At 75.0% G+C, this 22,662-nt stretch carries 20 protein-coding genes; 7 read left to right on the plus strand and 13 right to left on the minus strand.

Going from position 1 to position 22,662, the window contains the following annotated elements:
- Positions 1–18: 18 nt before the first annotated feature.
- Together ACL02T_RS13840 and ACL02T_RS13845 are read right to left on the minus strand one after the other, a co-directional pair.
- On the minus strand, positions 19–1,521 hold the full coding sequence (locus ACL02T_RS13840; protein ID WP_412831101.1) for an amidohydrolase: 1,503 nt from the start codon (positions 1,519–1,521) through the stop codon (positions 19–21).
- A gap of 34 nt (positions 1,522–1,555) precedes the next feature.
- Positions 1,556–1,744, minus strand: coding sequence for a PspC domain-containing protein (locus ACL02T_RS13845; RefSeq protein ID WP_412831102.1), 189 nt, complete (start codon positions 1,742–1,744; stop codon positions 1,556–1,558).
- A gap of 290 nt (positions 1,745–2,034) precedes the next feature.
- On the opposite strand from ACL02T_RS13845, the gene ACL02T_RS13850 reads away from it, so the two are divergent.
- Positions 2,035–3,123, plus strand: coding sequence for a GDSL-type esterase/lipase family protein (locus tag ACL02T_RS13850; protein ID WP_412831103.1), 1,089 nt, complete (start codon positions 2,035–2,037; stop codon positions 3,121–3,123).
- A 35-nt stretch (positions 3,124–3,158) separates the two neighbouring features.
- Here the strand turns inward: ACL02T_RS13850 and ACL02T_RS13855 are convergent, their stop codons facing one another.
- Positions 3,159–4,286, minus strand: a complete 1,128-nt coding sequence (locus ACL02T_RS13855) for a M24 family metallopeptidase (RefSeq protein WP_412831104.1) — start codon at positions 4,284–4,286, stop codon at positions 3,159–3,161.
- 199 nt (positions 4,287–4,485) lie between these two features.
- Here ACL02T_RS13855 and ACL02T_RS13860 point away from each other — a divergent pair, with 199 nt between their 5' ends.
- On the plus strand, positions 4,486–5,436 hold the full coding sequence (locus tag ACL02T_RS13860; protein ID WP_412831279.1) for a 5'-3' exonuclease: 951 nt from the start codon (positions 4,486–4,488) through the stop codon (positions 5,434–5,436).
- Between the two features lie 58 nt (positions 5,437–5,494).
- Here ACL02T_RS13860 and ACL02T_RS13865 read toward each other — a convergent pair whose 3' ends face one another.
- The 8 genes from ACL02T_RS13865 to ACL02T_RS13900 all read right to left on the minus strand — a co-directional run bounded on the left by ACL02T_RS13865 (position 5,495) and on the right by ACL02T_RS13900 (position 15,885).
- On the minus strand, positions 5,495–6,736 hold the full coding sequence (locus ACL02T_RS13865; protein ID WP_412831105.1) for a GNAT family N-acetyltransferase: 1,242 nt from the start codon (positions 6,734–6,736) through the stop codon (positions 5,495–5,497).
- Positions 6,737–7,196: 460 nt separating this feature from the next.
- On the minus strand, positions 7,197–7,736 hold the full coding sequence (locus ACL02T_RS13870; RefSeq protein WP_412831106.1) for a DUF4333 domain-containing protein: 540 nt from the start codon (positions 7,734–7,736) through the stop codon (positions 7,197–7,199).
- A gap of 1,647 nt (positions 7,737–9,383) precedes the next feature.
- Positions 9,384–12,146: a DEAD/DEAH box helicase gene (locus ACL02T_RS13875; protein ID WP_412831107.1), complete on the minus strand. Its 2,763-nt coding sequence runs from the start codon at positions 12,144–12,146 to the stop codon at positions 9,384–9,386.
- Positions 12,147–12,235: 89 nt separating this feature from the next.
- The gene (tatC, locus tag ACL02T_RS13880) at positions 12,236–13,186 is read right to left on the minus strand and encodes a twin-arginine translocase subunit TatC (protein ID WP_412831280.1); all 951 of its coding nucleotides are present in this window, start codon (positions 13,184–13,186) and stop codon (positions 12,236–12,238) included.
- A gap of 61 nt (positions 13,187–13,247) precedes the next feature.
- A complete protein-coding gene (gene tatA / locus ACL02T_RS13885; RefSeq protein WP_412831108.1) occupies positions 13,248–13,550 on the minus strand; it encodes a Sec-independent protein translocase subunit TatA in 303 nt (100 codons plus the stop codon).
- Positions 13,551–13,611: 61 nt separating this feature from the next.
- Positions 13,612–13,797, minus strand: a complete 186-nt coding sequence (locus ACL02T_RS13890; protein WP_412831109.1) for a hypothetical protein — start codon at positions 13,795–13,797, stop codon at positions 13,612–13,614.
- Positions 13,797–14,867 carry a helix-turn-helix transcriptional regulator gene (locus ACL02T_RS13895; RefSeq protein WP_412831110.1) on the minus strand — a complete coding sequence of 357 codons (1,071 nt, stop codon included), beginning with the start codon at positions 14,865–14,867 and terminating at the stop codon, positions 13,797–13,799. The genes ACL02T_RS13890 and ACL02T_RS13895 overlap by 1 nt, the downstream gene beginning before the upstream one ends.
- A 28-nt stretch (positions 14,868–14,895) precedes the next feature.
- Positions 14,896–15,885, minus strand: coding sequence for a helix-turn-helix transcriptional regulator (locus tag ACL02T_RS13900; RefSeq protein WP_412831111.1), 990 nt, complete (start codon positions 15,883–15,885; stop codon positions 14,896–14,898).
- 207 nt (positions 15,886–16,092) lie between these two features.
- Here ACL02T_RS13900 and ACL02T_RS13905 point away from each other — a divergent pair, with 207 nt between their 5' ends.
- Positions 16,093–16,341, plus strand: a complete 249-nt coding sequence (locus ACL02T_RS13905; RefSeq protein WP_412831112.1) for a hypothetical protein — start codon at positions 16,093–16,095, stop codon at positions 16,339–16,341.
- 239 nt (positions 16,342–16,580) lie between these two features.
- On the opposite strand, the gene pafA is transcribed toward ACL02T_RS13905, so the two are convergent.
- Complete coding sequence (pafA, locus tag ACL02T_RS13910; protein ID WP_412831113.1) at positions 16,581–17,942, minus strand: Pup--protein ligase; 1,362 nt, start codon at positions 17,940–17,942, stop codon at positions 16,581–16,583.
- Positions 17,943–17,984: 42 nt separating this feature from the next.
- On the opposite strand from pafA, the gene ACL02T_RS13915 reads away from it, so the two are divergent.
- The 4 genes from ACL02T_RS13915 (at position 17,985) to ACL02T_RS13930 (ending at position 21,707) form a co-directional block, all read left to right on the plus strand.
- Complete coding sequence (locus tag ACL02T_RS13915; RefSeq protein ID WP_503129087.1) at positions 17,985–19,562, plus strand: bifunctional phosphatase PAP2/diacylglycerol kinase family protein; 1,578 nt, start codon at positions 17,985–17,987, stop codon at positions 19,560–19,562.
- A 49-nt stretch (positions 19,563–19,611) separates the two neighbouring features.
- Positions 19,612–20,379, plus strand: coding sequence for a methyltransferase domain-containing protein (locus ACL02T_RS13920; protein WP_412831114.1), 768 nt, complete (start codon positions 19,612–19,614; stop codon positions 20,377–20,379).
- 111 nt (positions 20,380–20,490) lie between these two features.
- Positions 20,491–21,318 (plus strand): formate dehydrogenase accessory sulfurtransferase FdhD, encoded by an 828-nt coding sequence (gene fdhD / locus ACL02T_RS13925; protein WP_412831115.1) that lies wholly within the window; start codon positions 20,491–20,493, stop codon positions 21,316–21,318.
- A gap of 26 nt (positions 21,319–21,344) precedes the next feature.
- The gene (locus ACL02T_RS13930; RefSeq protein WP_412831116.1) at positions 21,345–21,707 is read left to right on the plus strand and encodes a VOC family protein; all 363 of its coding nucleotides are present in this window, start codon (positions 21,345–21,347) and stop codon (positions 21,705–21,707) included.
- 124 nt (positions 21,708–21,831) lie between these two features.
- Here the strand turns inward: ACL02T_RS13930 and prcA are convergent, their stop codons facing one another.
- Entirely contained in the window at positions 21,832–22,662 is an 831-nt protein-coding gene (gene prcA, locus ACL02T_RS13935; protein ID WP_412831117.1) for a proteasome subunit alpha, read from the minus strand.

Raw genomic sequence — 22,662 nt, forward strand, 5'->3', positions numbered from 1 at the left:
AAGCGGGGGCGCCCGACGTCACTGCGCGGGTCCGCCCCCGTCGCCGTGCAGGAGCCGGCCCTCGCGCACGGTCCGCAGGCAGGTGGTGCCGTCCCAGAGCGCGTAGGAGGCCGGGCCGCCGGGCACCGGGACGGGTGTGCCTGCGCCGCCCGCGGCGTGCCGCCCGCCCGCGGTGTGCGCGGTCAGAGCAGTGTCCTCGTCGACCGACGACGAGGGGGTGCGGTGGGCTGCCGCCGCCCGCACCGCGGCCCACGGATCCAGCGGCGTGACCGGGGAGTCCGAGCCGAAGGCCAGCACCACCCCGGCCTCGGCCAGCGCGCGGAAGGGGTTCATCCCGCCGGCCCGCTCGACCCCGAGCCGGGCCGCGTACATGCCGTCGCGCCCACCCCAGGCCGCGTCGAAGAGGGGCTGGACGCTGGCCACCGCGCCCAGCGCCGCCAGCCGGGCCGCCTGACCGGCGTCGACCATCTCCAGATGCTCCAGCCGGTGCCGGACCGCGCGGACCTCAGCCGGTGAGGTCCGGTGGGCGGCCTCCTCCAGCGCGGCCACGGCGTCCTCGACCGCCGCCTCCCCGATCACGTGGAAGCCCGCCTGGATCCCGGCGCGGGTGCAGGCGGTGAGGTGCCCGGCCAGGATCTCGGGGGCGAGGTAGCGGTTGCCGGTGCAGCCCGGGGCGTCGAGGTAGGGCGTGTGCAGCGCGGCCGTGCGGGAGCCGAGCGAGCCGTCGACGAACAGGTCCCCGGCCAGGCCGTGTGCCCCGGTCGCGGCCCGCAGCGCCTGCGCGGTCTCCGGGTCCGCGACGGCCTCACCCCAGTACCCCACGACGTGCACGCCGTGCCCGCAGCCGAGCAGGTCCGCGAGGTCCGCCCGGCCGGAGATCTCCGGTCCCGCGCATTCGTGCACCTCGGCCACCCCGTGCGCGGCCGCGTGGTCGAGGAAGGCGCGCTGTGCGGAGCGGCGCTGGGCCGGGGCCAGCGCGGCCAGCGCGGCCCGGCGGACGTGATGGTGCGAGTCGGCGGTCAGCGGTCCGCTCGGGGTCCAGCCCGTGGCGCCGACGGCGCCGGGGGCCCGGTCGACCAGTGCGGTGGACACCAGGGCCGAGTGGACGTCGATCCGGCTCAGGTAGACGGCCCGGCCCCGGGCGGCGCGGTCCAGCTCGGACCGCAGGGGCGGCGGGCCGGACCAGCGGTCCTCCTCCCAGCCGTGCCCCCAGACCACGCCGGCCGCCGGCGTCGCGCCTGCGGCCTGAGCCACTGCGGCCAGGACCTCCGCCGCGGTCGCGCAGCGGGTGAGGTCCAGGCCGTCGAGCAACAGACCGGAGGCGGTGGCGTGGACGTGCGCGTCGACGAAGGGCGAGGTCAGCACGACCCCGTCGAGCTCCTCGACGTGCGCGCGGCTCCCCGCCCGGTCGCGGGCCGCCTCCGCCGCACCGGCCCAGGTGACCCGGTCGCCCTCGGTCTCGATCGCCTCGGGACCGGTTCGGCCGGGCACCCGGAGGCCGGTGAGCAGGGTGCGGGCCACGACCCGGGTGTCTACCCCACCCCCGGGGGGTCGGTCAGTACGGGGCCTTCGGCATGAGGATCCACAGCACGATGTAGATCACGAACTGCGGGCCGGGCAGCAGGCACGACACCAGGAACAGCAGGCGCACCATGAACGGGCTCAGGCCGAAACGCTGCGCGAGTCCGGCGCAGACCCCGGCGATCACGATGCCCTGACGCGGGCGGGTGAGAGTGGTTGCCATGTTCCGTCGAGCTCCTCGATCTGGTCGGCGACGGTTCTCGCCGCCCTGCACCCACTGTGCCGCCTCCGCGGGGCGGATGCCTCCGGACAACGGCCGGAGAAGGTCCGGAGTTCCCCCGAGGGGGCGGCCTAGCACGCCGCCCCGACGAATCCGGGTCGCACGGCGGGCCGTCCACATCGGTGCCGTCAGGGCTCCGGGTGGCCGCGGTGGACGGTGCCGGACGAAGGGGTTGTCCACAGCCACGAGGCGGTCACGTCCGGGGCCCTCTCGGCCCTCCTACCGTCCGCCGCGTGCCGACCCACCGTGCCCCGCTCGACCCCGTCCCGCTCGCACCCGTCCCGCTCGCACCCGTTCGCCGCGCCCTGCCGCTGGTGGCGCTCCTGGTCGTCCTCGCCGCGGTGGGGACGGCGCCCCCGGCGCAGGCTGCCGGGGTGCCCCCGGACACCCGGCCGACCGCCGTCGTGGCACTGGGCGACAGCGCGGCGTCCGGTGAGGGCAGCGGCGGCTATGAACCGGGCACCCGCGGCGAGGGCGGGAACTGGTGCCACCGGTCCCCCGCCGCCTACGTGCACCGCATCGCGTCGGCCGAGGTCGCCGTGAACCTGGCCTGCTCGGGTGCGGGAGCGGAACACGTCGCCTTCGGCCCGGCGGTGCACCATACCGAGGGGTCGCAGGCCCAGCGCCTCGTCGAGACCGCGCGCCGTCACCGGGTGCGGGTGGTGACCCTGCAGGTGGGAGCGAACGACGAGCCGGACCTGTCCGGCGTCGCGGTCGCCTGCATCCGGGCCTTCCTCGACCTGGGTCAGCCGGGGTGCCGCACGAGCGTCGGTCCCACGTGGGCCGGCCGGCTGGCGGCGGTCGCACCCCGGATCGAGGCGGCGGCGCGGGACGTCCGCACCGCCATGGACCGCGCCGGCTACCGCCCGGCGGACTACGCGCTGGTGCTGCTGTCCTATGCCGCCCCGGGCAGCGAGGCCATGCCGGTCTGGCACGCGGTCCGCGGCTGCCCGTACTCGCGGCCCGACGCCGCCTGGGCCCGCACCGTGGCGTTCCCGCAGCTCGCCGCCACGATCGGAGCGGCGGCCGAGCGGGCCGGCGCGCGGTTCCTCGACCTCAGCCGGCTCGCCGAGGGCCGGGAGGCCTGCACCGGCCCGCTGCGCGACGAGTGGCAGCGCCGGCTGACCGTGGACCCGCGGAGCCTGGTGCAGGGCGCGCTCGACACCGCGGGCCGACACCTGTTCCAGGAGTCCTTCCATCCGACCGCCGCGGCGCACATCGCGATCGGCGGCTGCCTGCGCGAGTTCCTCGGCGACACCGCACGACGGGCGGTGTGCGTCCCCGGCCGGGACGGCGGCGCTCACCCGGAGGTGACCGCATGACCGGGTCCGGAAGCGGGGGCGGTCGGGCCGAAGCGTCAGAGGACGACCAGCTCCCGAGGACCGTTGTTGAGCCGCTCGGCGCCGCTCTCGGTCACGACCACGATGTCCTCGATGCGCGCGCCCCACTCGCCGTCGAAGTACACGCCCGGCTCCACGCTGAAGGCCATGCCCGGCTCCAGGGACAGCCCGTTGCCGCCCACGATGTAGGGCTCCTCGTGCACGTCGAGCCCGATGCCGTGCCCGGTGCGGTGCACGAACCGGGCGCCGAAGCCGGCCCGGGAGATCGGGGCGCGGGCGGCCTCGTCGACCGACTCCGCCGTGACGCCGGGGCGTACGGCCCGCACCGAGCGCTCCTGCGCCTCCTGCAGTACCGCGTAGGTCTCGCGCACCTGCGCCGACGGCTCCGCCCCGACCGCGTAGGTGCGGGTGCAGTCCGAGTGGTAGCCGCTGGCGAGCGGACCGCCGATGTCGACGACCACGACGTCGCCCGGCTCGATGACCCGGTCGGAGACGTCGTGGTGCGGGCTCGCGCCGTTCGGCCCCGAGCCGACGATCACGAACGCGGCGTCGGTGTGCCCCTCGGCGACGATCGCCGCCTCGATGTCGGCCCCGACCTGGGCCTCGGTCCGCCCGGGCTTGAGGATCTCGGCCATCCGGGCGTGCACACGGTCGATGGCGGCACCTGCGAGGCGGAGCTGCTCGACCTCCGCGGCGTCCTTGCGCATCCGCAGCTCGCGCAGGACGGGCCCGGCGAGCGTCTGCCTCACGTCCGGGAAGGCGTCCCGCAGACCGAACACGTGCCGCGCCGGCATCCCGTCGGCCACGGCCATCCGGGTGGGCCCGCCCGCCAGGTCGGAGACGAGCAGGTAGGGGTCCTCGCCGTCCGTCCAGGTGAGGACCTCGACGCCGAGCGCCTCCAGCGTGCGGAGGTCGAACCCGGGGGCCTCCAGCCGCGGTACGACGAGCGCCGGCGGTGCCCGGTGCCCCGCGGCGGGCAGCACCAGGCAGGTCAGCCGCTCGTGGGACTCACCCGCGTGGTCGACCAGGTACCGCAGATCCGTGCCGGGCGTGACGAGGAGGACGTCGGTGCCCTGCTCGGCGGCGACCTCGCCCGCCCGGCGCAACCGGTCGGCGAGCAGCTCGGTGGGGACGGCGTGGCTCATAGGGCGAGCTTAGGGCGCTCACGCTGTGCGCCGCCCCCGCCTGGCATGCTGGCTCACCGTGACGGCACCCCGGAAGTCCGCACCCCCGAACGCCGCGGCCCAGGACCCGGCGGGCCGGAGTTCGGCGCCCCAGGATTCTGTGGCCCAGGATTCTGTGGCCCAGGATTCTGTGGCCCAGGACGCCCCGGCCGGTTCGTTGATGCTGCTCGACGCGGCGAGCATGTACTTCCGCGCCTTCTACGGGGTGCCCGAGTCCATCACGGCGCCCGACGGGACGCCGGTCAACGCGGTCCGCGGGTTCACCGACATGATCGCCCGGCTCGTCGCCGAGCACCGCCCGTCGCGGCTCGTCGCGTGCCTGGACCTCGACTGGCGGCCGGCGTTCCGGGTGGAGGCGCTGCCGTCCTACAAGGCACACCGGATCGAGGGCTCCGCACCCGGGAGCGGCCCGGCCACCGCGCCCGCCGGGGTCCCCGAGGAGGTGCCGGACACCCTCGCGCCCCAGGTTCCGATCATCCTCGATGTGCTGGCCGCGGCGGGGATCGCCACGGGCGGGGCCGAGGGGCACGAGGCCGACGACGTCATCGGCACGCTCGCCCACCGTGAGTCCGCCGACCCGGTGGTGGGCGTCAGCGGCGATCGGGACCTCATGCAGATCGTCCGCGACGAACCCACGCCGGTGCGGCTGCTGTACGTCGGGCGCGGGCTGGCCAAGGCCGAGCTCCTGGGCCCGGTGGAGGTCGCGGAGAAGTACGGCGTGCCGCGGGACCGGGCGGGCGAGGCCTACGCCGAGATGGCGATGCTCCGAGGGGACCCGTCCGACGGACTGCCCGGCGTACCCGGGGTGGGTGCGAAGACGGCGGCCACGCTGGTCGGGAAGTTCGGCTCGTGGGCGGAGCTGGTGGCGGCCGTGGGCGACGGTGGCGACGGGCGCCTCGCGGCGAGCGTGCGCAGCAAGCTGGCCAGGGCGGCGGACTATCTCGCCGTCGTCGAGCCGGTCGTGCGCGTGGTGCAGGACGCGCCGGTGGAGCTGTCCCGCAGCGACACCCTCCCCGACTCCCCCGCCGACGCTGGCGCGCTCGCCGCCCTGGCCGAGCGCTGGGGCCTCGGCGGCTCCGTGGACCGGCTGGTGGCGGCCCTCACGGGCTGAGGCCCGCGGGGTCCGACAGCGCCGCGCGGGGCCACCCCTGGCCGGACGGCGGATGCGGTCAGAAGAACGTGCCGCACCACGGCGCCTCGCCCGCCGCGAAGAGACGGTCGGCGCGGGCGACGGCGGCCCGGTCGTGCGCGGTCCACCAACCGCTCGCGACGAGCTCGGCGGGCCGCCGGTCGCTGAGGTAGGCCATCGCCAGGCCGGCGACGTCGCACTCGAGGTCGGCCCGGCCGCCGGCCGCGGGCTCGGCCTCGCTCGTACCCGTCGAGCCCCTCGTGTCCGGCCCGCCGGCACCGACGACGTGGACGCCGTCGTTCGCCGGGAAGAGCGGGTCGTGCACGCGGATCCGTACCGGTTCGCCACCGGTGTCGCCCCACGCGCGAGCCGCGAGGGCGGCGGGCACGTCGAGCAGGCGCAGCCAGGTCTCGTCGCCGATGCCGGTCGTGCGGCAGGCCCGTGGATCCTCGAGGAACAGGTCCAGCGGTTCGTCGAGCGGACGCAGGTGGGCCGCGACGTGCCGGAGCAGGTCGATGCCCAGGAGGAAGCGCCAGAGGCCGGCGACGGCCTGCGGGGTCGCCGCATGCAGGTCGGCGACGTCGAGGACGTTCTCGCCGAAGTCGCTGCCCTCCTGGCGCACGGTCCAGGACGCGAACCCGTCGTCGCCGTCGGGGCCGGTGTGGACCGCGATCCCCCGGGCCGTGTCGGGAGCGGGGCGGCGGAGGGTCGAGGCCCACCACCCGTCGGGGCGGGTGATCGGGCCCGGGCGGGTGGCCCCGTCGAGGATGCGCGCGTACAGGGGCGGCAGGACCGTAGCGGCCTCGTCGACACCGACCAGCCGTACGTCGCCGCCCGGCGGGGCGTCGACCCGGAACCGGGCGCCCGCGGTCACGCGGACGTTCCGCCCGCGACTCGCGACGCCGTAGCCGAACCGCCCGTAGATGCGGGCCTCGCTGGCGCGCAGGGTCGCGGCGACCTCGCCGCGGTCGGCGGCGTCCTGCAACTGCTCGCGCATGAGGGCGGTGAGCAGCCCTCGCCGGGTGCGGTCGGCTCGGACACCGACGCGGGTCACCGCGGCCATCGGCACCTGCGCCCCGCCCGGCACCGTGAGAGCCGAGCCGAAACTCGTCGCTGTCCCGGCGAGGGTGCCCTCCGGCTGGTCCACGCCGAAGGTGCGGCCGGGATCGTAGGAGGTCCGGGCGACGGCCCAGCGCTCGTCGTCGGCCGGGCCGCCGGCGTGCAGGGCGGCGCCGAAGAGCGCGTGGGCCGCGCGCAGCTCGTCGGGCTCGAGCACCCGCACCTCCGGGACCGCTGAGAGACGGGCTGCCCCGGGGGCCCGATCCGCCGCACCGGCGTCCGGGGCTGCTCCGGAACGCGGTACCGCTGCGCCGGACGGGTCGGCCGTGGCGGGCTCGGGCCGGGGCGAGTTCGCTGCGCCGGCCGGGTCGGCTGCACCGTCCGCTGCACCGGGCGGGGCGGGAGTGGCGGGCTCGGGCTGGGGCGAGTTTGCTGCGGCTGGCCGGTCCGCTGCGGGCGAGTTTGCTGCGGCTGGCCGGTCCGCTGCGGGCGAGCGGTCCGCCGAGGCGGGCGCGTCGGCTGCGGCAGAGGTGCTGGGCGCGGGGCTGTCGGTCCCGGGCTCGCGCGGGTCGGTGCCGGTCGTGCTCACGGGTGTCGATCCTCCGGCCGGGGCCCCTCCCTGTCACCCGGAATCCGCGCGACGGCGTCGTCCTGCGCGCTCGTTTCGCGGCCGGTCTCGTGCGTCAGACGCGTCCGACCTGGTAGGTGCCCTGGTCGTCGAGGACGGTGATCGGGACCTCGACGTCCTCGCCGTCGACGTTCGCCGAGCAGCTGAAGACCGTACCGGCCGCCACCTCCTGTCCCTCCGGGCAGCTCACGCCGGTGGTGCCCAGGCCGTAGTCCTGGGTGAGGATCTGCGTGACCCCGTCCTGCAGCGCCTGCTGGTCGAACTCCTCGGTGATGAGGAAACCCGGCTTCCAGAACGCGGTCACGGCCAGGACGGCCAGCACCACGACGACCGCCGTGGCGCCGGCCAGCAGGGCCGTCCGGGAGCGGGGTCGGCCACGGCGGCGGGCCGCACGGCCCTCTCCGGCCGGGAGCGTCCCGGTCGCCGAGGCGGCGCCGACGAACCCGGCACCGGCCGGATCCCAGCCACCCTCGGGCGCGGGTCGGGCCGCGGTGCGGTCGCCCTCCGGGTCCCACGTGGGGGACGCTCCTCGTCCGGTGGGTTCGGCATCCCAGGCGGGCGGCGCTCCGTGCGCCGTGGCCTCCGGGTCCCACACGGGGGGCGCACCTCGCAGAGTTCCCTCGGGGTCCCACGCCGCGGATCCGGCCGGATCCCACCCCGAGTCCTCGCGCGGGGCGCCGGCCCGAGCGCCCGGGCCCCACCCGGAGCCGCCGGACGCGCTCCACTCGGACCCGCCGCCCGGGGCGTCGCCGCTCCAGCCTCGGTCCCCCGCGCCCCCGCCGGTGTCGCCGCCCGACCGGCCGTGCGCCGCACCGCCAGGACGCGCCTCGTCGCCGTGGTGCTCGACGGCGGGCGAACCGTAGGCGGGGGTGGGCGGGTCCGCCTCGGGGGTGCGGGCGAGGTCCCAGCCCGACCGTCCGGTGTGCGGAACGGTGCTCGACGCGTCGGCATCGAGGTCTCCGTGGGGCGCGGCGCCGTGGTGCTCCGCGCGGTCCGCCTCGCCGGACGCTTCCCGTCCGGTCGCGTCGCCCTGGCCGCCGGCGGCCCGGCGGCCCCGGTCCGTCTCGCCGTGCGGGTCCCGTGGGGTGCTGATGGCTCTACCTTCCCTTCGTGTCGGGCTGACTTCCGTCCCCCGCGTCGCGCAACGTGTCACCCCGCCTCACGCCGCGGTGCTGCCTGTCGCCCCGCGCCGCCGTACTGCCTGTCACCTGGCACCACGGAACTGCCTGTCGCCCCATTTCGCGGTGCTGCTGTCGCCTCGCTTCGCGGTGCTGCTGTCACCCCACGCCGCGATTCTGCTGTCACCCCACGCCGCGATTCTGCTGTCACCCCACGCCGCGATTCTGCTGTCGCCCCACGCCGCGGTGCTGCTGTCGCCCCACGCCGCGGTACTACATCTCGCCCGGGCGCCACGGTGCTGCCTGCCGCCCCGCGTCGCCCTACTTCCCGTCTCCTGACGACACCGTGCTCGTCGTCGACGCCCACCGCCGTGCAACCTGTCGCGTCACGCCGGAGAGCTCGTAGCGCCCCGTGCGCCGTGTCGCGACGCCGCCCGGGACGCGGTGGCCCGCCGTGCGTCCGGTGTGTGGACATCCGTCGGCGCCACCGGGCAACGATCCAAGCACATCACGCCACGCACTCGCGGCCGGTCGCCACCGGCCCCGCCGAACTCACGCTGGGACGCAATCCCACTACCAGCGGTAGCTGCAGAGCGCGCGGCGGTGCGGCTCGCTCAGACCCGCCGCACTGTGTCGATCATGATCGCCCTCCTGGCCGGCTCACCGCGCCAGCAGGTCCGGGCACCGCTGCTCCCACGACCCCCACCCGGAGGAATCGCCGATGCCACAAGATCACCGCTCCGGACACATCCCGGCCACCCCCGGCCACCAACGGTCCCACCCAGTGATCAGCCCCAGCCCCGACCGCGAGACACCACAAGATCACCGCACCGGACACATCCCGGCCACCCCCGGCCACCAACGGCCCCAACCGACGATCACCCCCCCAGCCCCCGACCGCGACGCCACAAGATCACCGCTCCGGACACATCCCGGCCACCCCCGGCCACCAACGGTCCCACCCAGTGATCAGCCCCAGCCCCGACCGCGGCGCCACAAGATCACCGCTCCGGACACATCCCGGCCACCCCCGGCCGCCAACAGTCCCCACACGTGATCATGCGTCCGGATCCCGCCGGGCCCGCGATCGTGCGCCGGGCTGTCCCGGCGGAGTGGCGGCGGGCTCAGCCCACTCCCGCCGCCACGACGCCGCGGCGGACCTCGCGGGCCGCCTTGTGGGCGTTGCGGCCGACCCCGGTGGTCTTCCCGGCGACCGAGGCGATCTGTTCGAGCAGGTCGAGCACCTGCCGCGCCCAGCGCACGAAGTCGCCCGCGGACAGCTCCTGGCCGTTGCGTTCGGCCGCCTCGAGGACCTGGGCCAGCGACTCGCCGCGGGCCCAGCGGTGCATCGGCCAGGCGAAGCCGAGGTCGGGCTCACGGGTCCGTTCGATCTTGTGCCGGCGCTCGTCCTGTTCGAGTTCCGCCCAGATCCGCACGGTCTCGGCGAGGGCCTCCGTGACGGCACCCTGCGGGACGCGTGGGACCGGCGCGTTGTCCCGGCGCGACTCGTAGACCAGCGCGGACGCCACCGCGGCGAGCTCGGGCGGGTCGAGCGAGGCCCACACCCCGTGCCGCAGGCACTCCGCCGCGAGCAGGTCCGACTCGCCCCAGAGTCTCGACAGCCGGCGCCCGTGGTCGGTGACGGTCTCGCCGTCGAGGTAGCCGCGCTCGGTGAGCAGCGCGCGGATGCGGTCGAAGCCGCGGGCGAGCGAGTGCGTGGTCGCCCGGACCTTCTGTCGGAGCTGCTCGGTCTCCCGTTCCAGCCGCGCGTGCCGCTCGCCCCAGCGGGCGTGGGCCTCGCGGTCGTCGCAGCCGTGGCACGGGTGGGCGCGCAGCGCGCGGCGCAGGGCGGCGAGCTCGGGATCGTCCGTGGCTCCGCCGCGCCGCTTCCGCTGCGGGGTGGGCGGCACGATGCCCGTGTTGCGCAACGACGACGCGAGGTCGCGTCGCACCCGCGGCGAGCGGTGGTCGACGCGTTTCGGCAGCCGCATCCGACCGAGCGTGTCCACGGCCACGGGGAAGTCCGCACTCGAGAGCCGCCCGGCCCACCGGTCCTCGGTGAGCACGAGCGGGCGCGGGTCCTCGTAGTCCCCGGGTGGGTCGAGGACGACGGCGAGCCCGGCCCGTCGGCCCCCCGGCACCGCGATGACATCACCCGGCCGCAGCGTGCGCAGCGACTCGGTGACCTCGGTCCGCCGCTCGGCCGACCCCTGCCGGCGCAGCGCCTTCTCCCGGTCGGACACCTGCCGGCGCAGCCGCGCGTACTCGCCGAAGTCCCCGAGATGGCACTGCATGGACTCGGCGTAGCCGCGCAGCGCCTCGGTGTTGCGCTCGATCCGACGCGCCAGCCCGACGACCGACCGGTCCGCCTGGAACTGCCCGAAGGACTGCTCCAGCAGGTCACGGCCCTGCTCGATGCCGAGCCGCTCGACCAGGTTGATCGTCATGTTGTAGTCGGCGCGGAAGGAGCTGCGCAGCGGGTAGGTGCGGGTGGAGGCGAGCCCCGCGACGTGCTCCGGGTCGACCCCCGGCGCCCAGAGGACGACGGCGTGCCCCTCGACGTCGATCCCCCGCCGTCCGGCGCGCCCGGTGAGCTGGGTGTACTCGCCCGGCGTGAGGTCGACGTGGGCCTCGCCGTTGTACTTGACCAGTCGTTCGAGCACGACGGTGCGGGCCGGCATGTTGATGCCGAGCGCGAGCGTCTCGGTGGCGAACACGCACCGCACGAGACCCTCGACGAACAGCTCCTCGACGGTCTCCTTGAACGCCGGGAGCATGCCGGCGTGGTGGGCGGCGATGCCGCGCTCGAGCGCCTCGCGCCACTCCCAGTAACCCAGCACGCCCAGGTCGGCCTGCGGCAGGTCGCCCGTGTGCTTCTCGATGATCCGGCGGATCTCGGTGACCTCGGCCTCGGTGGTGAGCCGCAGCCCCGCGCGGACGCACTGGCCCACAGCGGCGTCGCACCCCGCGCGGCTGAACACGAACGTGATCGCCGGCAGCAGGGCCGCCCGGTCGAGCCGGTCGATGACCGTGACCCGCGAGGTCGGCCGGATCCCGCCGCGGGAGCGCGGCGGCCCGGTGCGCCCGGGGCCCGACGAGCGGCCGCGGCGGCCCCCGGTCACCCAGGTCGCCATGTTGTCCTGGCGGGTGAGCTCGCGGGTCTGCCGGAGCAGCTCGGGATCGACGGTGAGCTCGCCGGCCCGCTCGGCGAACAGGTCGTAGAGCCGGTTGCCGACCATCATGTGCTGCCACAGCGGTACCGGTCGGACCTCGTCGACGACGACGGCGGTGTCGCCGCGCACGGCGACCAGCCAGTCCCCGAACTCCTCGGCGTTGCTCACGGTGGCCGACAGGCTCACGATCGCGACGTGCTCGGGCAGCTGGAGGATGACCTCCTCCCAGACCGCGCCGCGGAACCGGTCGGCGAGGTAGTGCACCTCGTCCATCACCACGTACCCCAGCTGGTCGAGCGACCGCGAGCCCGCGTAGATCATGTTCCGCAGCACCTCGGTGGTCATCACCACCACCTGGGCGTCGCCGTTCAGGCTGGTGTCGCCGGTGAGGAGGCCGACGGCCGCGGCGCCGTGCCGCTCGACGAGGTCGGCGTACTTCTGGTTCGACAGCGCCTTGATCGGTGTGGTGTAGAAGCACTTGAGGCCCTGCGCCAGGGCCAGGTGCACGGCGAACTCGCCGACGACGGTCTTCCCCGCACCGGTCGGCGCGCAGACGAGCACGCCGTGACCCTCCTCGAGCGCCTCGCACGCCTCGCGCTGGAAGCCGTCGAGACCGAAGGGGAGGGAACCGGCGAACTCGCTCAGCCGCGGATACGCGGCGCGGGCCCGGGCCGCGGCGTACGCCTCGGCCGGGGCCGGTGTGCTGCTGGCCACCCGACCAGGCTGTCACACCTCACCGACACTCCGCCGTCGCACGGGGCCGTTACCCCGCTCACGGGGTACGGGTGCGCGACGGTGGCGGTTCAGGTGACGTCGTCGACGTTGCGGGTCGTCGGCTCCACGGTGCTGACCGGGGGTGGCGGCGCGACCGCACCGGGCGGGTCGGCAGGACCCCGATCGTCGACCGGACCGGGGGCGGTGTCGAGCCGGCTCGGCGCGGTGTCGATCGGCGACGGGGCGTCGGGGTCCCAGTCGTCCCAGCCCTCCGCCTTGCGCTGCCGGGCCTTGCGCCGGTCGTGCACGCGCGCGATCTGGATGGCGAGCTCGAACAGCAGGGTCAGCGCCGCCGCGAGCGCCGTCATCGAGATCGGGTCCTGCCCGGGCGTGGCGATCGCCGCGAACGCGAACAGGCCGAAGATGATGCCGCGGCGCGACTTGCGCAGCCGCTCGTAGCTGAGGATCCCGACCTGGTTGAGCATCACCACGAGCAGCGGGATCTCGAAGCTCACCCCGAAGATCAGCAGCAGGGCGATGACGAAGCCGAAGTAGCTCTCGCCGGTCAGCGCAGTGGTCTGGACCTCGCTACCGATGGTGAGCAGGAACGAGAGGCCCTGGGAGACGACGAAGTAGGCGAGCACCGCGCCGGCGACGAACAGCATCGCCGCCGTGCTGACGAAGATCAGCGCGAACTTGCGCTCCTTCGGGTACAGCCCGGGCACGATGAACGCCCACACCTGGTAGAGCCACACCGGGCAGGCCAGGACGATGCCCGCGACCGCGCCGACCTTCAGCCGCAGCATGAACTGGTCGAACGGCCCGGTACCCAGGAGGGTGCAGGACCCGTCCGCGGTGAACACCGCCCGCGACGAGGCGGGTAGCGAGCAGTACGGCTCCTTGAGCAGGGCGCCCAGGCTGGGCGCGCCGAAGAACCCGACCTCGAACCAGATGTAGCCGACGATCGTGGTGAGCGCGATCGCGAGCAGCGAGATCCCGAGGCGGTTGCGCAGCTCGTAGAGGTGCTCGACGAGCGTCATCGTGCCGTCGGGGCTCTTCGGCCTCCGGCGGCGGCTCAGTTTCACCACGTCGAGCGGGGCCCTACTGCTGGTGCTCGCGCTGCTCCGCCGGCTGTTCGGCCGGCCGCGCCGACCCAGCCGAGGGCCCGGCGCCGGTGGTGCCCGTGGTGCCCTGCTGAGCCTGCGCCGGCGGGAGCTGCGCCGGCGGCTCCTGCTTCGCAGGCTCCTCGGCCTTGCCGTCGTTCTTCATGCCCTTCATCTCGCCCTTGAAGATGCGGGCGGACTGACCGACGGAGCGGGCCATGTCGGGCAGCTTCTTGGCGCCGAACAGCAGGAGCACCACCACCACGAGGATGACGATCTCCCACCCGCCGAGACTCGGCATGAGCAGTCCTTTCGACGGAACCGGTTCACATCGATAGTACGCAGGGACACCAGGGGCGCGGTCAGCGGCGGGCCCGCAGGTCCGCGGCCGCGGACCGCAGCGGGACGACCGCCTGCTCGGTCCGCCGTCGCTCCCGCTGCGCCGCGTGCACGAACCGGCGTACGTGCGCGAGGCAGACCACCGCCACGGCCAGCAGCGACACGACCCCGGCCGCCCCCAGCAGGATCGGCACCCAGTACAGCCCCATCAGCACCCCGCTCCCCGGCCGGACCCGTCGCCGGGCCCGCCGTCGTTCCCGTCCCCGATCCCGACCGTGCCCGTTTCCGTGCCCGTTTCCGTGCTCGTTTCCGTGCCCGTACCCCCGGACGCGGCCGCGGCGGACAGCGCCGCCCGCGCCCGCTCGGCCACCGCGGCCGCCAGCTCGGGCGGCTCCAGCACCCGCGCCCCGCCGCCGAGGCCCAGCACCAACCGGACGAGCCACGCCGGGTCGGCGTACCGGAGCCGGACGCGCGCCGCGCCCGACCCGTCGACGTACTCCACGACCTCGTCCACCGGGTAGTACTCGGCGATCCAGCGGGCCTCGCGGGCCACCCGGAGCACCGCGGTCCGGTGTTCCTCGCTGGGCGAGAACAGCCCGCGGGAGACGTCGTGCGGTTCGGCGTCCGACGGCGGGGCGCTCGGCTCGTCGAGCTCGACGACCTCCTCGACCCGGTCCAGCCGGAACAACCGCACGCCCGCGGCCCGCCGGCACCAGGCCTCCAGATATCCCCGGCCCTCGACGAGCAGCAGCCGCATCGGGTCGACGGTGCGCCGGGACACCGCGTCCCGGCCCGCCGTGTAGTAGACGATCTGCAGGGCCCGGCCGCGGTCGAGCGCGCCTCGCACCGCGGCGGCCGTGGCCTCCTCCTCGCGGGTGAGGTCCACGGCGACGGTGGCCACCCCGGCGTCGCCCACCGCCTGCTCGATCTTGGCGGTGGCCCGCCGGACGGCGGCCGTGTCGACGACGCCCGGGGCCTCGCCGAGGGTCCGCAGCGCCACGAGCAGGGCGGTCGCCTCCGCGGTGGTCAGCCGCAGCGGCCGCCGCATCCCGGCGTCCTCGGTCACGGTGACCGTGTCACCGGAGAACGAGAGGTCGACGAGGTCGCCCGGCCCGTAGCCGGGCAGCCCGCACATCCACAGCAGCTCGAGGTCGCGGCGCAGCTGGCGCGGGGTGATGTCGAAGTCCGCAGCGGCCTCGGCGATCGGGATCCCCGGTCGGGCCAGCAGGTACGGCACCAGCGACAACAGCCGCGGCAGCCGCTCGGCGACCCCGCTCACCCGGCTGCACCCCGCCGACCCGCGCCGCTCATCGCACCCGCTCCCCCGCGTGCGCGGCGAGCGCGCCCTCCCACAGCCGCCGGACGTGCGCGGCGAGCCCCGGCGGGTCGAGCACGACGACGTCCGCGCCCGCTCCGGCGAGCCAGCGCGCGACCGTCCGCTCGCTGCGCAGCTCGATCTCCAGCACGTCCCCCGCGCGGCCGCCGAGCTCCCGCGGCCCGACGACGGTGCCGAGCCGGCGCAGCCCGTGCGCATGGCCCTGCGCGACCCACACGGTGGCGACGCCGACGACGGGTCCGTGGTCGACGGTGCGGTGGATCGACGCCATGAGGTCCGTGCCCGGCGGCACGACCACCTCCCCCGGCTCGCCCACCGTCTTCACCGGCTCGAGGATGCGGGAGAGCCGGAACGACCGGACGTCCCGGCGGTCCCGGTCGTGGCCCACCAGGTACCACCGGCCCCGCCAGGAGACCACGCCCCACGGCTCCACGGTCCGCCGCACGACCTCACCGGTCGGCCCGCCGCGGCGGTGGTCGAAGGTCACGGCCTGGCCGGCCTGCACGGCGGCGAGCAGCGGCGCGAACGCGGGCTCCGCGGCCCGCACCCGCGGCTGCACCGATCCCCGCGTCTCGTCGACCTCCACGCCGGCGGCCCGCAGCTTGCGCAGCGCCCCGTGCGCGGCGCCGGACAGCTCGGGCGTGTCCCACAGCGAGCCGGCCAGCGCGACCGCCGCCGCCTCCTCCGCGTCGAGGTCGATCTCGCCGAGCTCGTAGTCACCGCGCGCGATCCGGTAGCCCTCGACCGTGTCGAAGGCCGAGGTGCGGCCGGTCTCCAACGGCACGCCCAGCTCGCGCAGCTCGGTCTTGTCCCGCTCGAACATGCGGAAGAAGGCCTCGTCGCTCGTCGCGTCGGCGTAGCCGGGCACGGTCGCGCGGATCCGCTCCGCGGTCAGGAACTGCCGCGTCGACAGCAGGCAGAGCACCAGGTTGACCAGGCGCTCGGCGCGGGCGGAGGACACGGGGGCAGCATACGACCAACCGTTCGAACACCGCGGCCGCCCGCGAGACCTCGGCACGTCGGACCGCGGTCGGGTGACGACGCACCGGCCGGCAGGCGGGCGGCGCACGCGGTGTCTCAGGAAGCGACACCACGCGGCCTTGACCCGGCGATCACCGCGGCAGAGGCTCGTGCGTGACGCACCGCACGTTCGAGGAGGCTCACCGCGATGACGCACGACCCCGGCCTGCCGGAGACCTTCAACCCGTGGAGCGTCGTGAACCTCGTGTTCCACCACCTCGCCGACGAGGGCCTGCACCCCGTGCTCGGTGAGAGCGGCGACCCCAAGCAAGCCGCCGAGGCGCTCCTGCGCGCGCTGGGCATCCAGCCCGCTCCCGACCACGCGGGCCCCGCGGCCGCGCCGGTCCAGGACGAGCTGCTCACGCTCCGCCGCAAGATGATGCCGGGCATCGAGTAGCCGGCCGGGCAGTTCCGGCACCGACGGTCCGGCACCGGCGGTCCGCACCGGCTGGGCGGCGGCCCCGGCACCCGGACCGCGCTCTCGCTCACACCCCGCGAGCGAGAGCGCCGTTCGCCGTGCGAGGGGACCAGGCCGGCTTCACGAAGGCCCCGAACGCGGTCTCCGCGCCCAGATCACGAAGCCCGTCGGCCGCGACTCCTCGGCGGGCGACTCCCCGGCGGCCTCCGGCACGGCCTTCAGAGGGACTGGATGAGTCGGTCCACCCGCTCGTCGACCGAGCGGAACGGGTCCTTGCACAGCACGGTGCGCTGCGCCTGGTCGTTGAGCTTGAGGTGCACCCAGTCGACCGTGAAGTCCCGGCCCGCGGCCTGGGCGGCCGCGATGAAGTCGCCGCGGAGCTTGGCCCGGGTGCTCTGCGGCGGGGTGTCCTTGGCGACCTCGATCTCGCCGTCGTCCGTGACCCGCTCGACCAGGCCCTTGCGCTGCAGCATGTCGAACAGCCCCCGGCCCCGGCGGATGTCGTGGTAGGCGAGGTCGAGCTGCGCGATCCGGGCACTGGACAGGTCCAGGTCGTGCTTGGCGCGGTACCGCTCGACCAGCCGGTACTTGATCGCCCAGTCGACCTCCCGGTCGATCAGGGAGAAGTTCTGCGTCTCGACGGCGTCGAGCGTGCGGCCCCACAGCTCCACGACCCGCTCGAGCGTGCGGTCCTCGCTGCCGCGCTGGCGCAGGTGCTCGACGGCCCGGGCGTGGTACTCGCGCTGGATGTCCAGCGCGCTGGCCTCGCGGCCGCCCGCCAGCCGCACGGTGCGCCGACCGGTGAGGTCGTGGCTGATCTCGCGGATCGCGCGGATCGGGTTGTCCAGGGTGAAGTCCCGGAACTGGACGCCGGCCTCGATCATCTCCAGCACCAGGTGCGTGGTGCCGACCTTGAGCAGCGTGGTGGTCTCGGCCATGTTCGAGTCGCCGACGATCACGTGCAGCCGGCGGTAGCGCTCCGCGTCCGCGTGCGGCTCGTCCCGGGTGTTGATGATCGGCCGCGAGCGGGTGGTGGCGCTGGAGACGCCCTCCCAGATGTGCTCGGCGCGCTGGGACAGGCAGTAGACGGCGCCGCGCGGGGTCTGCAGCACCTTGCCGGCGCCGCAGATCAGCTGGCGGGTGACCAGGAACGGCAGCAGCACGTCGGCGATCCGGGCGAACTCGCCCTGCCGCGCGACCAGGTAGTTCTCGTGGCAGCCGTAGGAGTTGCCCGCCGAGTCGGTGTTGTTCTTGAACAGGTAGATGTCGCCGCCGATGCCCTCGTCGACGAGCCGGCGCTCGGCGTCGACCAGCAGGTCCTCGAGGATCCGCTCGCCCGCCTTGTCGTGCGCGACGAGCCCGGTCAGCGTGTCGCACTCGGCCGTCGCGTACTCGGGGTGCGAGCCCACGTCGAGGTAGAGCCGGGCACCGTTGCGCAGGAAGACGTTGGACGAGCGGCCCCAGGACACCACGCGCCGGAACAGGTACCGCGCGACCTCGTCCGGCGACAGCCGGCGCTGTCCGTGGAAGGTGCACGTGACCCCGAACTCGGTCTCGACCCCGAAGATCCGACGCTGCATGTCTCACAGCGTAAGCGCAGGAACCCCCATAAGGTCACGCCTGTGACCGACTGGTTCCGGCGAGTCGCCCTGAAATCCCGTCGCCTCGACCGGGGGCTGGCGGCCGTCAACGAGGTCGACCGGGCGCTCACCGCCGCGGTGTCGGCCCGCCCGCACACGCACCTCGACCACGTCATGCGCTGGCTGTCCGCCTCGGCGAACCACAGCGCGCTGTGGGTGGTCGTCGCGGGCGCGCTCGCCGTGCGCCGGGGCGCCGGGCGGAAGGCCGCCGCCCGCGGGCTGTTCGCCATCGCGCTGTCCTCGGCCACCGCCAACGGTGTGCTCAAACCGCTCCTGCCCCGTCGCCGCCCCGCCGCCGCGGAGCTGCCGGCCTACCGGACCCTGGCCAACCCGCCCACCTCGTCGTCGTTCCCCTCGGGGCACGCCGCCTCGGCCGCGGCCTTCGCCACCGCGGTGGCCCTCGAGCACCCGAGGGCGGCGCCCCTCGTGGTGCCGCTGGCGGCGACCGTCGCGGCCTCCCGGGTCCACGTCGGCGTGCACTGGACCTCCGACGTCGTCGTCGGCGCCGCCGTCGGATCGGGCATCGCGCTGGCCTCCCAGCGCTGGTGGCCGGCCCGTCGCACGGACGAGGCCCGGGCCCGCCCGGTGGACACGGTCCCCGCCCTGCCGCAGGGCGAGGGCCTGGTCATGGCGGTGAACCCCTTCTCCGGCCCACCGGACCAGGACCTCACCGACGCCGTCCGGGAGGCGCTGCCGGCCGCCCACCTGCTGCGTGTCAGCAAGGGCACGGACCTCGGGGAGCAGCTCGACCGGGCCGTCGCCGAGCGCGGTGACTGGGTCTGCGCCCTCGGCGTCGCGGGCGGTGACGGCACGGTCGCCGCCGCCGCGGCGGCCGCGGACCGGCACCACCTGCCCCTGGTCGTCATTCCCGCGGGGACGCTCAACCACTTCGCCCGCGACGTCGGCGTCTACGACCTGCAGGAGGCGGTCGACGCCACCCAGGCCGGCGAAGCCGTGGCCGTCGACCTCGCCCTGGTCGAGGCACACCCCGGGATCGGCGACGAGCCGGCGGACCCCGAGGTCATCCGCACCCGGTACTTCCTCAACACCGCGAGCGTGGGCTCCTACCCGGAGCTGGTCCGGCTGCGGGAGAAGTGGCAGCCGCGGTGGGGCAAGTGGCCGGCTTTCGCGGCGGCCCTGGTCACCGTGCTGCGCCGCTCCGCGAAGGTGCGGGTCAAGGTCGGCGACCGGTGGCACCTCGTGTGGTTCATCTTCGTCGGCAACGGGCCCTACCATCCCCGCGGCATGGTCCCGGCCTGGCGGCCGACCCTGGACTCCGGGCTGCTCGACGTCCGGTGGCTGCGGGCCGACGTCGCCTTCTCCCGGCTGCGGGTGGTCGTCGCCCTGATCCTCGGCGCGCTCGGACACAGTCGGGTGTACACCCAGATGGAGACCCCGGAGCTCGACGTCGAGCTGGCCGTGCCGAGCATCCTCGCCACCGACGGCGAGGTGGTCGAGGAGGCGGGCCGGTACACCTTCCGGGTCGCCAAGAACCCGGTGCCGGTCTACCGGCGCGACGAGGAGCGCTGGACCGGGCGGGACCGGCCCTTCCAGGGATAACGGGCCGCTGATCGGCTCCGAGTCCCCGGTACGACCCGGGGGAGGATCGATGACGCTCTCGTTCGACTCCGAAGGCGCCCGCCAGGTCGAGCGGGTCTACTCGACCCCCGACATCGTCCATCAGCGCGCCGAGGTGCTGGCCCTGCTCGCGCCGCGGCCCGGCGAGCGGATCCTGGACGTCGGCTCCGGCCCCGGGTTCCTGCTGGAGGCCCTGGCGGCCGCCGTCGGGCCGGAGGGCGCCGTCCACGGTATCGACCCCAGCCCCGCGATGAACGCCCTCGCCGCGCGGCGGGCGGGGGCGTTGCCGGCCGTGAGCCTCGCCCTGGGCTCCGCGGAGTCGCTCCCCTACCCCGACGCGGACCTCGACGCCGTCGTCTCCACCCAGGTCTACGAGTACGTCCCCGACATCCCGCACGCGTTCGCCGAGCTGCGCCGGGTCGTCCGCCCCGGCGGTCGTGTGCTGCTGCTCGACACCGACTGGGACTCGGTGGTCTGGCACGTCGCGGACCGCGCCCGGCACGCCCGCGTCATGGCGGCCTGGGAGGAGCACCTCGTGCACCCGCACCTCCCCGCGACCTGGGCCAGGCACCTGACGGACGCAGGATTCGGGATCACCGCGCAGGTCGCGGTCCCGATCCTCAACCCGCGCCTCGACGAGGACACCTACAGCGCCCTCATCGCGCGCACGATCGCGGCCTACGTCGTGGACCGTCACGGCCTGACCACGGACGACGCCGAGGCCTGGCTCGCCGACGTGCGCGGGGGCGACTACTTCTTCAGCATGAACCGGTTCTGCGTCCTGGCCGTCCCGGTCTGACGGGCCCGCGGTCCCGCCCGTCCCGCCGGGCGCTCGCCCGCCCGGTCCGCGGTGCTCGCCCTCGCCCGTCCACGTCGGGCGACGGACCCGGAGGCTCCGTAGGCTGGGCGCATGGGAAGGCTCACCGCACGGCGGTCCGTGCTCCGGCTCGCGGCGGACGGATCGGAGCGGCGCCGTCCGGACACCCTGACCGTCGAGGAGCCGCTGGAGCTGCGGGTGGACGGGGCCCCGCTGACGGTCACCATGCGCACCCCGGGGCACGACGTCGAGCTCGCCCACGGCTTCCTGCTCACCGAGGGGGTCATCGGCGCCGCCGCGGACCTGGTCACCGCCCGCTACTGCGACTCCGTCGACGCGGAGGGCCGCAACACCTACAACGTCCTCGACGTCGCCCTCGCGCCCGGCGTCGAGCCGCCGGACACCTCGGTCGAGCGCAACTTCTACACGACCTCCTCGTGCGGGGTGTGCGGGAAGGCGTCGCTCGACGCCGTGAAGCTCAAGTCCCGCTTCTCCCCCGCCGCCGACCCGGTGCGGGTGCCGTGGGAGGTCGTCGGCGCCCTGCCGGACCGGCTGCGCTCGGCGCAGAAGGTGTTCGACTCGACGGGCGGGCTGCACGCCGCCGGGTTGTTCGCGTCGGACGGGTCGCTGCTGGTCACCCGGGAGGACGTCGGCCGGCACAACGCCGTGGACAAGGTCCTCGGGCAGGCGCTCCTGCAGCGGGGGGTCCCGGCCACCGGAACGGTCCTGCAGGTGTCCGGGCGGGCGTCGTTCGAGCTGGTGCAGAAGGCCGTGATGGCGGGGGTGCCGGTGCTCGCCGCGGTGTCCGCGCCCTCCTCGCTGGCCGTCGAGCTGGCCGACGAGGCCGGGCTCACCCTCGTCGGGTTCCTGCGCGGCGGATCGGGCAACGTCTACACCCACCCGGAACGCATCGCCCGGTAGCGGGTCCGGCCCCTACGCTCGCGCCCATGCGCGTCGAGGAGCTGGATCACGTCGTCCTGGTGACCGCCGACCCCGAGCGGCTCATCGCCTGGTACCGGGAGACGCTGGGGCTCGGGACCGAGCGGCTCGAGCAGTGGCGGCGCGGCGAGGTGCCGTTCGCGTCGCTGCGGGTATCGCCCGGGACGATCATCGACGTCCAGCACGGCGAGCGAACCGGGACCAACGTCGATCACCTGGCCCTGGTCGTGTCCGGCGCCGACCTCGACGCGCTGGCCGCCGAGCACGGGGTGGCGGGCCCGAAGGAGCTGTTCGGGGCGCGGGGCCGGGGCCGGGGCATCTACCTGACCGATCCGGACGGCAACGGCGTGGAGCTGCGTGCCTACCCCTGAGTTCCCCGGGGAGAACCCCGCGGAGGCAAACCTCCGCGAGAGAACCGGCCCCGGGAGAAACCGGCCGGAGAGACGGAGAGAACGGCGCGCCGGCCCACCTCGGCGGACCGGCGCGGCGACGGCCTCAGTTCAGCGACGGCGGGGCGCCCGGACCGCCCGACGCGCCGTTCTCCGGCAGCGCGCCGCCGGCGGCCGGGGCGTCGTCGCCACCGCGGACGTCGGGCTCGTCGGCGGACTCGCCCCGGTTCGCGGCCGGCAGCAGGTTGCGCAGCACCGGGCCGCTGATCCGGCGGAACGCCCGGCCCGGCCGGCGACGGTCCAGCACGGCCACCTCGAGCGCCTTCTCGCCGAGCACCCGGGCCTCGGTGCCGTTGCCCGGGCCCGAACCCGGGACCTGCAGGCCCTCCAGCGCGGTGGCCAGCGCTTCGCCGAGGTCGTGCCCGCCGTCGTAGACGTCCTTGAGCTTCGTCGAGATCGGCTCGGTGGTCCCGCCCATCACGACGTACTGCGGCTCGTCGGTGATGGAGCCGTCGTAGGTGATCCGGTAGAGCTGGTCCCCGTCCGGCGTGTCGCCGACCTCGGCCAGGCAGATCTCGGCCTCGTAGGGCTTCTGCTGCTCCACGAACGCGGCCCCGATGAACTGGGCGTAGGTGTTGGCCAGCCAGCGGCTGGTGACGTCCCGGCGGTCGTAGGAGAACCCGCGGGAGTCCGCCAGCCGGATGCCGGCCGTGCGCAGCCCCTCGAACTCGTTGTACCGGCCGACGGCGGCGAACCCGATCCGGTCGTAGATCTCGGAGACCTTGTTGAGCGCGGTGGAGTGGTTCTCGGCGACGAACAGCACGCCGCCGGAGAAGGTCATGACCACGACGCTGCGGCCGCGGGAGATGCCCTTGCGGGCGAGCTCCGACCGGTCGCGGAGCAGCTGGTCGACGGAGGAGTAGAAGGGCATCGTCAT

This window comes from Pseudonocardia oceanicola, from assembly GCF_047200735.1.
Taxonomy (GTDB): domain Bacteria; phylum Actinomycetota; class Actinomycetes; order Mycobacteriales; family Pseudonocardiaceae; genus Pseudonocardia.